Annotated in this window: 10 protein-coding genes and 1 pseudogene; 5 read left to right on the top strand and 6 right to left on the bottom strand. The window is 74.3% G+C overall.

Annotated elements, in window-relative coordinates; translation table 11 throughout:
• Nucleotides 1-33 precede the first annotated feature (33 nt).
• From ACZ60X_RS17365 to ACZ60X_RS17355, 3 genes are all read right to left on the bottom strand, one after another.
• Nucleotides 34-1,278 (bottom strand): polysaccharide deacetylase family protein, encoded by a 1,245-nt coding sequence (locus ACZ60X_RS17365; RefSeq protein ID WP_469599024.1) that lies wholly within the window; start codon nucleotides 1,276-1,278, stop codon nucleotides 34-36.
• 197 nt (nucleotides 1,279-1,475) lie between these two features.
• Nucleotides 1,476-2,183, bottom strand: coding sequence for a DUF4232 domain-containing protein (locus ACZ60X_RS17360; RefSeq protein WP_469599022.1), 708 nt, complete (start codon nucleotides 2,181-2,183; stop codon nucleotides 1,476-1,478).
• 150 nt (nucleotides 2,184-2,333) lie between these two features.
• Nucleotides 2,334-3,725: a serine/threonine-protein kinase gene (locus ACZ60X_RS17355; RefSeq protein WP_469599020.1), complete on the bottom strand. Its 1,392-nt coding sequence runs from the start codon at nucleotides 3,723-3,725 to the stop codon at nucleotides 2,334-2,336.
• Between the two features lie 47 nt (nucleotides 3,726-3,772).
• Between ACZ60X_RS17355 and ACZ60X_RS17350 the strand changes: the two genes are divergently transcribed.
• The gene (locus ACZ60X_RS17350) at nucleotides 3,773-4,321 is read left to right on the top strand and encodes an RNA polymerase sigma factor (RefSeq protein WP_469599018.1); all 549 of its coding nucleotides are present in this window, start codon (nucleotides 3,773-3,775) and stop codon (nucleotides 4,319-4,321) included.
• Nucleotides 4,322-4,339: 18 nt separating this feature from the next.
• Here the strand turns inward: ACZ60X_RS17350 and ACZ60X_RS17345 are convergent, their stop codons facing one another.
• Nucleotides 4,340-6,724, bottom strand: a complete 2,385-nt coding sequence (locus ACZ60X_RS17345) for a SpoIIE family protein phosphatase (protein ID WP_469599016.1) — start codon at nucleotides 6,722-6,724, stop codon at nucleotides 4,340-4,342.
• Nucleotides 6,725-6,990: 266 nt separating this feature from the next.
• Here ACZ60X_RS17345 and ACZ60X_RS17340 point away from each other — a divergent pair.
• Nucleotides 6,991-7,425, top strand: a pseudogene (locus ACZ60X_RS17340) (glycoside hydrolase family 2 TIM barrel-domain containing protein); the annotation flags it as partial.
• On the opposite strand, the gene ACZ60X_RS17335 reads toward ACZ60X_RS17340, so the two are convergent.
• Nucleotides 7,407-7,589: a hypothetical protein gene (locus ACZ60X_RS17335; protein WP_469599261.1), complete on the bottom strand. Its 183-nt coding sequence runs from the start codon at nucleotides 7,587-7,589 to the stop codon at nucleotides 7,407-7,409. The pseudogene ACZ60X_RS17340 and the gene ACZ60X_RS17335 sit on opposite strands and share 19 nt — an antisense overlap.
• Before the next feature lie 189 nt (nucleotides 7,590-7,778).
• Between ACZ60X_RS17335 and ACZ60X_RS17330 the strand changes: the two genes are divergently transcribed.
• From ACZ60X_RS17330 to ACZ60X_RS17320, 3 genes are all read left to right on the top strand, one after another.
• Nucleotides 7,779-8,018 (top strand): hypothetical protein, encoded by a 240-nt coding sequence (locus tag ACZ60X_RS17330; RefSeq protein WP_469599014.1) that lies wholly within the window; start codon nucleotides 7,779-7,781, stop codon nucleotides 8,016-8,018.
• Between the two features lie 3 nt (nucleotides 8,019-8,021).
• Nucleotides 8,022-8,399 (top strand): hypothetical protein, encoded by a 378-nt coding sequence (locus ACZ60X_RS17325; protein ID WP_023544880.1) that lies wholly within the window; start codon nucleotides 8,022-8,024, stop codon nucleotides 8,397-8,399.
• A gap of 454 nt (nucleotides 8,400-8,853) precedes the next feature.
• Complete coding sequence (locus tag ACZ60X_RS17320) at nucleotides 8,854-10,602, top strand: RICIN domain-containing protein (RefSeq protein WP_469599011.1); 1,749 nt, start codon at nucleotides 8,854-8,856, stop codon at nucleotides 10,600-10,602.
• 46 nt (nucleotides 10,603-10,648) lie between these two features.
• On the opposite strand, the gene ACZ60X_RS17315 is transcribed toward ACZ60X_RS17320, so the two are convergent.
• Nucleotides 10,649-11,818, bottom strand: coding sequence for a lactate 2-monooxygenase (locus tag ACZ60X_RS17315; protein WP_469599245.1), 1,170 nt, complete (start codon nucleotides 11,816-11,818; stop codon nucleotides 10,649-10,651).
• Nucleotides 11,819-12,102 lie beyond the last annotated feature (284 nt).

Here is a 12,102-nt window from a genome sequence, read left to right as displayed (position 1 = left end):
GCCCGCCCATGAAAACAGACGAAGTTGAACCTGTTACGACGGCTGGCTGCCCGCTGCGCCCAGGAACTCCGCCCAGCCGCCCGCCGGGGACTGTCCGGGCACCAGGGTGCGCAGCTTGCGCAGCACCGCCTGGTCCTGCGCCTCCAGCCAGTGCACGAGCTGTTTGAACGACACGAACCGCACGTCGTCGCCGTACGCGGCCATCTTTCCGATCGCCTCCTCGACGGCGTCCATGTAGATGCCGCCGTTCCAGCGCTCGAAGTGGTTGCCGATGAAGAAGGGGGCGCGGTTGGTCGTGTACGCCCGCTGGAATCCGGCCACATAGGCGTCGCGGGCCTGGGTGCGCCAGGCGTCGTACTGGGCGCGGTCGCCGTTCGGGTTGCCGCCGGACTGGTTGAACATCATGTTGTAGTCCATCGACAGCACCTGGAAGGAGTGCCCGGGGAACGGGATCGACTGCAGCGGGAAGTCCCAGATCTTCCCGCCCTGCACCTTGCCCGGCCAGACCTGGAGCCCGCCGGGGGAGCTGGCGTCGTACTTCCAGCCGAGGGCGGCGGCCGTGGGCAGCAGATTGGACTGGCCCTCCAGGCAGGGGGTGCGGCCGCCCATCAGCTCCTTGCGGTAGTCGAAGGGGAGCGGGTCGAGGTCCGTGAAGCCCGTGTTGGTCTTCCACTGCGTGACGAAGGCCATCGCCTGGTCGATCTCGCTGCGCCACTCGGCCGCGGACCAGTTGCGCACCCCGGTCGCCCCGCAGAAGTGCCCGTTGAAGTGGGTGCCTATCTCATGTCCCTCCAGCCAGGCCGCGCGGACCTGCTGGAGGGTGGCGTGGATGTGCCGGTCGGCGAGATAGCCGATGTCGGAGGCGCCGACCCGGTGCTGCGGCGGGCGGTACAGGTGCTTCTTGGACTCGGGCAGGGCGTAGATGCCGCTGAGGAAGAAGGTCATCTTGGCGCCGTGGTCGGCGGCCACCTTGCGGAAGCGGGAGAAGAGCTGGTTGCTCAGCTCGCCCGCGCCGTCCCAGGAGAACACCACGAACTGCGGCGGCTTCCGGCCCGGCTTCAGCCGCTCGGGCGTCGGCTGGTGCGGCTGGGCGCCGGTGTCCGCGGTGGAGCCGTCGCCGATCGGCTTCGCCGGCCGGGCCTGGGCGGTGCCGTTGCCGTCCGGGCCGGCCGGGCCGCCGACCGACAGGCCGGTGCCGGAGGAGCACGCGGCCAGCGTGCCCAGGGCGCCGGCCGCCGCGCCCGCCGTCAGCACCCGCCTGCGCGATATCCCGCTCATCGTGTCCCCGATTTCCTTCTCGCGGCCCCCTGTGGGGCCTGCTCGCCGTGCGGTCGACGGGTTCGATCGCGCAGAGCGGGAAGAAAGATCGGGGCCGGCGGCCGCTGTTGCCGTCCTGTGACAGTTGTGGCGCGGTCATGACGCACCCCGCGGTCCCGGCCGGGACCGCGGGGTGCGCCGGTGCGTTCCGGAGAGGGTCAGGGGGCCGTGCCGGGGGCGAGCACGGTGAGGAACACGGACGAGGAGTTCCCGCCCACGGGCACCGCCCCGCCCGTCCAGACGACCTTCAGGGAGTCCCGCTCGTCCGGCGGGGTCACCAGCAGCGCCGCCGGGGTGGCCGTGTTCGCGCCGCTGACCTGCGGGTTGGAGAACGTCAGCCCTGCCCAGGCGCTCTGCCCCGGCCTGAGCGTGACGGTCGCCGGGGAGCCCGACTCGCGCTTGGGGTCCGGGCCGAGCCGGCCGCCGGAGGCGCTCACGAACGCCGCGCCCGGATAGCCGTGCAGGGTGCAGGTCCGCCCGGAGGCGTTCGTGAGCACGACGGGGAAGTTCTCCTGGCCGGCGCCCGGGTCGTTCCGGCCCACGGAGGCGCGCAGCTGAGAGGTGTGGCAGCGGGAGGAGGCGGCCGCCGAGGGGGCCGTACCGGTGCCGCCGCCCGCCGAGGCCGTCGGACGCGGGGCGGACGACGGGGCGGCGCCGGTGCCGGCGGCGCCGGCCGACGGGGCGGAGGAGCCCGGCGGCGGGCTCTGGGTGCCGCCCGTCGCGGGCGCGGCCGTACCGGACGACGTAAGGGGCGGGTTGCTCTGGACGTCGTGGCTGCTGCTGCCGCACGCGGTCAGCAGGCCCAGCACGGCGAACGTACCGACGAGCAGGGCACCGTGCCGCGCGGACCGGGGTGCGTACACCATGTCGCTCAACTCTCCTGGGGGTCAGGGCACGCGGCAGAACGCGTACCTCAGGCGCCGAGTGCGCCGTTGTCCCACTCCGATGCGCGCAGCGCCCGAAAAGTTCGGCACACGCCGGGTTTCTTCCCCGCCGTGACCCCCGACAGGCGTCGCTCAGCCCACCCGCAGCGAACGGAGTATCCCGTCCGTGGCGTCGCCGGTTCCCTGCTCGCGCACCTGTACGTACACCTCGGGTTGACCCGGGCCGTCCGCCGGGGCCAGTGCGGACTCCGTGACCGAGCCGCCGTCGGGGCAACCGCTCCAAGCCCGCACCAGGCCGTGGAAATCCGCGTCGGCGAAGTCGCGGCTGCCGGAGTAGCGACAGCCGGAGTGGGTGAGGGCCCGCACCTTCCCGGACAGGTCGCCGTGGTCGCTCACCCCGACGAACACGCCATTCACCGGCTTGCCCAGATCGGACCACCGGGTCAGGTCGTCGGCGACCACCAGCCCCGGCTCGTGCCCTTTGGCCAGCCCCAGCACCCCCGGGTCCCAGCCGGAGTCGCGCAGCTCGTGGCCCCAGCTCGCGGGCACCCGCAGCACGACGCGCCCGCTCGTGTCGCTCACGCGGGTCCCGTCCGAGGGGGCGCCGCGCTGGAGGACGACGGTCACCGCCACCGCGGCCGCGGCGGCGGCGAGGACCGCGGCCAGCGACATCGTGACGACGTTGAGGCGGCCGCGCACCCCGTCCAGCCGCCGGGCGGACCGCGCCGCCGGCGGGGCCGCGGCCAGCCGGTCCAGTTCCCGCGCGAACTCCTGTGCGCCGGGCCAGCGGCGCGCCCGGTCGGGCTCCAGGGCGCGCAGCACCGCCCGCTCCACGTCCTCACCGAGGCCCGGCCGCAGGTGCCGGGGCGGCACGACCCGGCCCGGGGCCCCCGGCACGCTGCCGGTGAGCAGCTCGTAGCCGACCGCGCCCAGGCTGTAGACGTCGGCCCGCTCGTCGATGCCCTCACCGGGCTCGGCCTGCTCCGGCGGCTGGTAGCCCGCCGAACCCGCGGCCAGCGTCAGCACCGAGGCCTGCGCGAGGCTCTTGGCGAGGCCCAGGTCGGCCAGCAGCACCCGGCGGGTGCCGTCCGGGGCGGTGTGCAGCAGCACGTTGGTCGGCTTGATGTCGCGGTGCACGATGCCCGCCTCGTGCAGCGCGGCGGCGCCGCGCGCGGCCTCCGCGGTCAGCGCGAGTGCGTCCCGCTCCGGCAGCGGACCGTCCGTCAGCAGGTCGGCGAGGGTGCCGCCGTCGGCGTACTCCATCACGAAGTAGGGCCTGCCGTCCGGGAGTTCACCGATGTCGTAGACCTGCACGATCCGGTTGGAGCCGGCCCGGCGCAGCAGCCGGGCCTCGGACAGGAAGCGCTCCCGGATGTCGAGCCGGTGTGTCCAGTTCTCGGCGAGGACCTTCACCGCGACCGGGGCCTGGAGCTCTTCGTCGCGGGCGAGCCACACCGTGGCGAAGGCGCCGCTGCCCAGCGGCCGTTCGAGGCGGTAGCGGCCGATCCGCTCCAGGGAGTGCATAGGACTATCATGCCTGGCCTGAGATCGACTCGAAGGGGGGCCCGTCCGTGCAGGACCAGGCGCCGATGGAAGACCTCGCCCGACGGGCCGCCGCCGGCGACAACGTTGCCCTGGACCGGCTGCTGGCCGAGATCCGGCCGGAGATCGTGCGGCGCTGCGGACGCTTTCTGCCCTGCCGGGAGGACGCCGAGGAGGCCGCGCAGGACGTGCTGCTCCAGGTCGCCCGGCACATCACGGCCTTCGAGGGCCGCAGCCGCTTCGGGACCTGGCTCTACACGGTGGTCGCCAACTGCTGCCGGCAGAAGTACCGCGAGCTGAAACGGCGCGCGGCCGAGCAGCCGGCCGCCATCGAGCCCGCGCACGCCGTCGACCCGCGCACCACCAGCGTCATCGCCGGCTCCCGGGTGGACCTGCTGGAGGCCCTGGACCGCCTGGAGCGCACGCATCCGCACCTGGTCGCGCCGCTGGTCTACCGCGACCTCTGCCAGCTGGACTACGCCGAGGTCGCCGAGCGTGTCGGCATCCCGCTCGGCACCCTCAAGTCCCGCCTGCACGAGGCCCGCAAGCAGGTACGGCCCTGGCTGGCGGGCGGCTGAACCGGCCCGGCGGACGCGTCACAGGCTGTCCACCTCGAACAGCGCCAGCTCCGCCCAGATCGTCTTGCCCTCCGGGGTGTGCCGGCTGCCCCAGCGCTGGGTGAGCTGGGCGACCAGCAGCAGGCCCCGGCCGCCCTCGTCGAAGGTCTTCGCCCGGCGCAGATGCGGGGCGGTGTGGCTGGCGTCGGAGACCTCGCAGATCAGGGTGGTGGCGTCGTGGATCAGCCGCAGCCGGATGGGGTGGGCGCCGTACCGGATGGCGTTGGTGACCAGCTCGCTGACCACCAGCTCCGTGGTGAACGACGCCTCGCTCAGTGCCCAGTCGTCCAGCTGCTCCACGACCTGCTTGCGGATCGGCGCGACCAGCGCCGGGTCGGCCGGGATCTGCCAGGTCGCCACCTGCGCGGCGGGCAGGCCCCGGGTGCGGGCGAGCAGCAGCGCCACGTCGTCGGCGGAGCCGCCCGGCGGCAGCAGGGTGTGCAGCACGCGGTCGCACGTCTCGTCCAGGGAGCCCGCCCCGGCTTCGAGCGCCTCGGACAGCATCTCCCGGCCCGCCTCCGGGTCCCGCTCCCGGGACCACACCAGCCCGTCGGTGTACAGCGCGAGGACGCTGCCCTCGGGCAGTTCCACCTCCGTGGCCTCGAAGGGCAGCCCGCCCAGCCCCAGCGGGGGACCGGCCGGCAGCTCCAGCGCCCGCGGGGCGCCGCCCGGCCGGATCAGCACCGGCGGCGGATGCCCGGCGCGGGCCACGGTGCAGCGCCGCGACACCGGGTCGTAGACGGCGTACACGCAGGTCGCGCCGACCTCACCGGGGCTGCCCTCCGTGCCGGACTCCTCCGACAGCCGGACCACCAGGTCGTCCAGGTGGGTGAGCAGTTCGTCCGGGGCCAGGTCGATGTCGGCGAGGGTGCGCACGGCGGTGCGCAGCCGGCCCATGGTGGCCGAGGCCTCGACGCCGTGTCCGACGACGTCCCCGACGACCATGGCGACCCGCATCCCGGACAGCGGGATCACGTCGAACCAGTCGCCGCCCACCCCGGCCCGCGCGGCCGGCAGATAGCGGGAGGACACCTCCAGCGCGGCCGTGCGCGGCAGGATGCGGGGCAGCAGGCTGCGCTGGAGCGCGAGCGCGGTCTCCCGCTCGCGGGAGTAGCGGCGGGCGTTGTCGACGCAGACGGCGGCGCGCGCGGTGATCTCCTCGGCGAGCAGCACGTCGTCCGCGGTGAACGCGTCCGGGCTGCGGTGCCGGGTGAGGACCGCGACGCCCAGGGTCAGCCCGCGCGCCCGGATCGGCACCGACATCGAGGAGTGCATGCCGAACTCCCGCACCCGCTGGGCGCGCGCGGTGTGCCAGGTCAGCCACTCGTCGATGTCCCCCTCGGCCACGGAGGCGACGATCGTGTGGCCCGCGGTCAGCGAGTCGGCCTGGGGGGACCCGGCCGGGTACGGCTCGGCCTGCCCCGGCGCGATCACCGCCTCCGGGACGTCCGGGAGCACCGACCGGTGGGCGATCCGGCGCAGCGTGACCGGTGCCGTGAGGCGGGCCGGCGGCTCGTCGCCGTGCTCCTGCGGGTCCAGCAGGTCGATGGTGACGAAGTCGGCGAGGGCGGGCACGCACACATCGGCCAGCTCCTGAGCCGTCCGGGTGACGTCCAGCGTGCTGCCGATGCGCACGCTCGCCTCGTTGACCAGCTGCAGCCGCTGGCGGGCCCGGTAGTTGTCGGTGACGTCGTGGGCGGCCATGCACACCCCGCGCACCCGGCCCTCGGGGTCGAGGACCGGGGCCATGCGGGCGAGCCAGGCGTGGGCGCGGTCCTCGCCGCCGGTGCGGGTGAAGGTCTGCACGTCCTCCGGCCGGCCGGTGGTCACCACCCGGAGCATGGCCCGCTCCAGTTCCTCGCTCTGCGGTCTGCCGCCGATCTCGGCGACCCGCAGGCCCCGCACCCGCTCCTCCCGCAGCCCGACGATGTCGGCCATGGCGTGGTTCATCCGGCGCAGCCGCAGGGTGTCGTCGTAGACAGCGAGCGCGCACGGTGACTGGATCAGGCCGGCCTCGCCGAGCGGGTCGTCCGGGGCGGGCGGCTCGCCGCCGGCCAGCGGCGTGACCACGAGCCAGTCGCCGCCGTGTCCGTCGTGGGGCGGCCTGCGGTGGGCGAGCAGCCAGACCGGGACCGTACGGCCGTCCCGGTGACGCAGATCGACCGTTCCCTGCCAGCGGGGGCCCGGGGGAACGCCCGGGGAGCCGTCCCCGGCCAGCAGGCGGGCGGCGGGGCGGCCCACCACGGCTTCCGGCGGGTGGCCGAGCAGGCGTCGGGCGCCCTCGTTCCACTCCACCAGCGTTCCGTCGTCGTCGATGACAGCCCGGGCCGTCGCCGCGTCGTCGAACGGATAGACCCGGCTCATCCTCGCCGCTCCCAAGCGCGCACTCACAGTGAACAGGTGGCACCACTTCCGTTCCAGCGTAGTGCTTGGGGCCCGCCCGGGAGCCGCGGCCCCCCGCCCGGGCGGCCGGTCCGTCGAACGCGGTCAAGGGGGAATTCCGGACGATGCGTGGCCGAGGACGGACAGAGGGTTCCGGACCCTTGACGATCGTGTGCGGCAGGACGTCAGAATCTGTTTGTTCACGATCAATTGTGAGTGCTTCTGGGCCCTGATCAGGGAAAGCCGCCATGACGGTCACTCGCCGATCGGTTCTGGTCGCAGCCACGGCAACACCCGCGGCCGGAGCACGCTTGCGCACCGCGGCGGCCCCGGCCGCCTCCGCGGGCGCCGGCGGCCGCCACACCGTGCCGCTGCGGGACGGCTGGCGCTTCGCGCTGGTCAGCCCGGACGGCAACACCGACCCGGCCGGCGCCTACGGCCGGGCCGCCGACCCCGGCTACGACGACTCGGGCTGGCGGGAGGTCGCCGTCCCGCACGACTGGAGCATCGAGCAGATCCCCACCACCGACCACGGCACCACCAGCGGCACCGGCTTCCTGCCGGGCGGCCTCGGCTGGTAACGGCTCGCCTTCACCCTCCCGCCGCAGTACGCGGGCCGGCGGGTCTCGGTGGAGTTCGACCGCGTCTCCATGGACTCCTACGTCTACTGCAACGGCACCGAGGCGAACGGCGCGTCGTCGCGGTCCTCGGCACGCACGGCGGGCGCGCCGCGCTGCCCTGGCAGGGTGAGCGAGGTGAGCGCGATGCCGGCCGGTGTCGAAACGCCGGTCAGCAGCAGGTCGCCCAGCGGACTCGGGTGGAGGGTGTGCACGGTGCCGGTGTTCATCGGTACTCCCGGTGGTCACGGTGGTGCTGCTTCCTTCCGCGCTGCCGAGTCTGCTGCGCCGCACGCGCCGGGACCGGCGGGAAAGGGACAGGGATCTCGCGTCCTCTCGGCGCCCGGAGGTACCGTCCTGATTGGGGTCTGACCTGGCAGTATTTACGGGTAAGTACCCCACGGCGTACCCTGAGGGGCATGCCAGCTCTCAACGTGGAGTTCAGCGACCGGGAACTTGAGGACCTGCGCCAGATCGCCAAGGAACGCGGTACGTCGATGAAGGCCCTCGTGCGCGAGGCCGCCGCCGCCGACATCGCCCGGCACCGCGCGCTCCAGGAGGGCGCCGAGGCCTTCCGCCGGTTCTTCGCCGCGCACGCCGAGGAGTTCGCGGCGGCCTTCCCCGACGACGAGCCCCCCGCCAAGGACGAGGCCGCCTGATCGATGCCCTCCGTCATTCATATCGACGTCCCCTGGCTGCTCCAGCGCCATGAGGAGGTCCTGCCCGACCAGCCCGCGGTGGACGACTTCTCCGCCCTGGTCGCCGCCGTCGCCCGGCACCGCGTGGACCCGCCCCGGCTCGGTGTGGACTCCGATCCCGCCTGGCGGGCCGCAGCCCTGCTGCACACCCTCGCCGTGCTCAAGCCGCTGCCCGCGGCCAACGCCCGCTTCGCCTGCGCGACCGCCGTGGCCTACATGTTCGTCAGCGGCGTCGGCATCGACCCGCCCTACGGCGCTCTCGTCGACCTCGCCCGCGATCTGATCTCCGGCAAGGCGGACGTGTACGGCGCGGCCGACCGGCTGCGTTCCTGGCAGATCTGAGCGGATCGGGCCGCCCGGTCGGCCGCGCCCGCCCCGGCCGGCGGGGGAAGCCGCCTGGGCCGTCGGCCGGGGCGGGGGACACGGGGCCTTTTCGGAGAGGGCCGGTGCCACTCCACCACCGGGCCGTGCGCCGCGGGAGCGAGCGCGGCCGCGGGGTGCGTGCGCGCGCTTCACACGGGGTGCGCGCAGTACCGAATGAGGCCGCCCGAGAACGACCGTGACCAGTTGGTTTCTGACTTTCTTTCAAACCTGTCGATATTGTGCGGGCGCCCTGTTGCTCATGTGGAAGTTGTGCGAGGGTTGACACGCCCGTGCAGCGGGTAAAGTCCGGGGCTCTCCCGGCAGTTGCGGATCCCTCACCGGCCGAGCGCCGGTGAATTCGCCTCCCCGCGCGCGGCCCAGAGGTACGCATCGAGGCAACACGCACCAGTCACGCACCGAAGGAATCCGCTCCGTGCCCACCCCCCACCCTCCTCGTCCGCCCTATCCGCCGGCCGGCGGAGTTCCCGGGGAACCGGACGAGTCCCTCGCCGGTCCGCTCCGGGCCGGCTCCGACGCGGAAGGCTCGCGGTCCGCCGCCCTGCTCATGGCCCGGCACTGGCAGCCGGCCCACGAGTACGCCGTCATCTGCCTGGCCCTGTCCGGCCCGCTCGCCCACATGGTCACCGCCACCGCCTTCCACCAGGTCCTCGGCCGCCTCGCGCTCGGCGAACCCGCGGAGGCGCTGCGCCCCCGGCTGCTCGTCGCGGTCCGGGACACCGTCGTCAACTGGTCCGGCACCGACCGGATCACGGCCGTACTGCCCGGACTCGCAAAGCCCGCCGGGGGCCGCGGCATGCGCGCCGCCAAGACCCTCATACCGGAGAACCGCGCCCTGTCCGACCGCTCCTTCCACTCCCTTCCGCGGCTGGAGCAGACGCTGCTCTGGCACACCGAGGTCGAGGCCGAGCCGATCGCCGTGCCCGCCGCGCTGCTCGGCGTGGACCCCGACAGCGCGACGGCGGCGCTGGAGCAGGCGCGGGAGAAATTCCGGGAGGGCCTGGTACGCGCCCACCGGGAGCTCGCGCCCGGCAAGGACTGCCGCTACTACAACCGCCTCCTCGACGTCCCGATCCGCCGCGGCGGCGCCCTGCTGCCCGACGTCCAGGAGCACCTCTCCGCCTGTTCCCACTGCCGCCACGCCGCCGAGCAACTCGGGCACGCCGACGCCGCGCCCGGCGTCCTGCTCGCCGAGGCCGTGCTCGGCTGGGGCGCCCGCCGCTACCTCGACTCCCGCCCCGGCCGCCGTACCGGCCCCGCCCGCGGCGGGGCCCGGCGCTCGGGCGGCCGCCGGCGCGGCGGCGGGCCCGGGCTGCTCGACCGGGTCCCCCTGTCCGGCGCCCGCCGACGCGCCGATCGCGACGCCGACGGCGAACCCGGTGAACCGCGCGCCCGGACCCGGGCGGCCGGCGGCCGGCGGCGCGCCGACCGGGGCGGCTCGCTCGCCCGGATACCGGCGGCCGTCCTGGGCGCGTCCGGCGCCGCGCTCTCCTCCCGGACGCTGCTCACCGGGGTCGGCGTGGCCTCGGCCGGACTGCTCGCGACCGTGCTGGCGATCAGCCTGTGGCCGGACGCCGGCGGCGGCACCGACCCGGTCGCCTCCACCAGCGCCGTCCCCGGCACCGGCGGCCCGTCCGCGCCCGGTACCGCCGCCGCGCCCGGCACCGCGGCCCTGCCCGCCGCCGGCCGGCCCGCCCGGCTGCGCAACGCCGGTGCCGACCTGTGCCTCGACATCAAGGGCACGCCGGGCGCCGGGGCGGGTGCGGTGCTGGCCGTCTGCTCCGCGGCGGCCACCCAGCAGTGGACGTACGAGCCCGACGGGCGCCTGCGCAGCGCCGCCGACCCGGACCTGTGCCTGGACTCGCACGCCGACGCCGGGGTGGTCATCCTCGGCCCCTGCGCCGACCCGGGCTCGCCGCGCGAGCAGGACGTGCGCTACGACCTCACGCCGCAGGGCGAGTTGCTGCCCCACTGGGACAAGACCCTCGCGCTCGCCGGCGCGGGCACGACCCCGGGCGCCGACCTCGTCGTCAAGGCCCGGGACCACTCGGGCGGGCAGCGCTGGGTCGCCGACGCGACGTTCGCGAGCCCCGGCTCCCTGTCCATCGCCGGTACGGGCGGACCGTCCGTACCGCCGGCCCGGCCGGCGGGCCGGGACACCTGACCCGGCGCCGGTGGCGGAGTGCCCGCCACCGGCCGACGGCACCCGCTCAGACCGGGTCGGCGACGAGGTCGGCCGCCGACACGGTACCCGGGGCGGTGTGCCCGGACAGCGCCAGCGTCAGGTCGAACTCGGCCAGCAGACAGCGGATGACGTGTTCGACGCCGGCCTGTCCGTCCAGGCCGAGCCCGTAGACGTACGGGCGCCCCAGCAACACCGCCCGGGCACCCAGGGCCAGCGCCTTGAACACGTCGTCGCCGGTGCGCACGCCGCTGTCGAACAGCACGGTGAGCCGGTCCCCGACCGCGTCCGCGACCCGGGGCAGCGCGTCGGCCGCCGCGACCGAGCCGGCTACCTGCCGGCCGCCGTGGTTGGAGACCACCACGCCGTCCATGCCGGCGTCGGCGGCGAGCCGGGCGTCGTCCGGGTGCAGTACGCCCTTGAGCACGATCGGACCGTCCCAGTGCTCCCGCAGGAAGGCCAGGTCCGGCCAGGACTTGGCCGGATCCCCGAACAGACCCAGGAAGTGCAGCACGGCCGCGTCGGGGTCCTCCTCCACGGGCCGCGCGAGCCCCGCACGGAAGGCCGGGTCGGTGAAGTAGTTGGCGGTGCCCACGCCGTGCAGGAACGGCAGGTACGCCTGGTCCAGGTCACGGGGCCGCCACGCCAGCAACTGGGTGTCCAGGGTGACCACCAGCACCGAGAAGCCGGCCGCCTGCGCCCGGCCGAGGAAACTCCGGGTCACCTCGCGGTCCTTGCCCCAGTAGAGCTGGAACCACCGCTCGGCGTCCCCCATCGCCTCCGCCACCTGTTCCATCGGCGTGCTCGACGCCGACGACAGGATGTACGGCACCCCCTGCGCGGCGGCGGCCCGCGCGGCGGCCGGCTCGGCGTCCGGATGCATGATCCCCAGCACCCCGACGGGGGCCAGCGCCAGCGGCGCCGGCAGCGGCCGTCCGAGCACCTCGGTGGACAGGTCGCGCTCGCCGACGTCCCGCAGCATGCGCGGCACGATCCGGCGCCGGGCGAGCGCGGCCCGGTTGGCGCGGGCCGTGCTGCCGTCGCCGGCGCTGCCCGCCACGTACCCCATCGGGCCCGGAGCGAGCCGGTGTTCGGCCAGCTCCTCCAGCCGGGTCAGATCGGTGGGCAGGCGGGGCACGGCACCCGTCATCCCGTTCAGGTAGATCTCGTACTGGAAGTCGGCCCAGTGCTTCGCCATCCGGCCGTCCGCCTCTCGTCGCCGATGAGATGGGTACGTGCGCAGCCCGACCATACTGGACATGATCACCTCATGATCATTCCGTGAACACAAGGAGTCATGAGGGGGTTCGGGAGGCTCAGGGCCGGAGTGTTTCAGGACGATTAACGAGGCGCTGATTTCCGGCCATTGAGTGACCTGTGAAGCGCGGGACCCGCTCCGTTCCTGGGCCACGGTGTGCGAATTCCGTGACATCACGCCACTGATTCAACACGAAAGGTTACCGAAACGTATGCGTTCGATGT

It is taken from the genome of Streptomyces sp. NPDC104106 (assembly GCF_055584345.1).
This window is presented reverse-complemented; position numbering and strand designations above follow the sequence as displayed.

Excerpts from the sequence above, each read along its gene's own strand:
- ACZ60X_RS17365 (WP_469599024.1), bottom strand. The coding sequence starts at position 1,278 with ATGAGCGGGATATCGCGCAGGCGGGTGCTGACGGCGGGCGCGGCGGCC.
- ACZ60X_RS17360 (WP_469599022.1), bottom strand. The coding sequence starts at position 2,183 with ATGGTGTACGCACCCCGGTCCGCGCGGCACGGTGCCCTGCTCGTCGGT.
- ACZ60X_RS17355 (WP_469599020.1), bottom strand. The coding sequence starts at position 3,725 with ATGCACTCCCTGGAGCGGATCGGCCGCTACCGCCTCGAACGGCCGCTG.
- ACZ60X_RS17345 (WP_469599016.1), bottom strand. The coding sequence starts at position 6,724 with ATGAGCCGGGTCTATCCGTTCGACGACGCGGCGACGGCCCGGGCTGTC.
- ACZ60X_RS17335 (WP_469599261.1), bottom strand. The coding sequence starts at position 7,589 with ATGAACACCGGCACCGTGCACACCCTCCACCCGAGTCCGCTGGGCGAC.
- ACZ60X_RS17330 (WP_469599014.1), top strand. The coding sequence starts at position 7,779 with ATGCCAGCTCTCAACGTGGAGTTCAGCGACCGGGAACTTGAGGACCTG.
- ACZ60X_RS17325 (WP_023544880.1), top strand. The coding sequence starts at position 8,022 with ATGCCCTCCGTCATTCATATCGACGTCCCCTGGCTGCTCCAGCGCCAT.
- ACZ60X_RS17315 (WP_469599245.1), bottom strand. The coding sequence starts at position 11,818 with ATGGCGAAGCACTGGGCCGACTTCCAGTACGAGATCTACCTGAACGGG.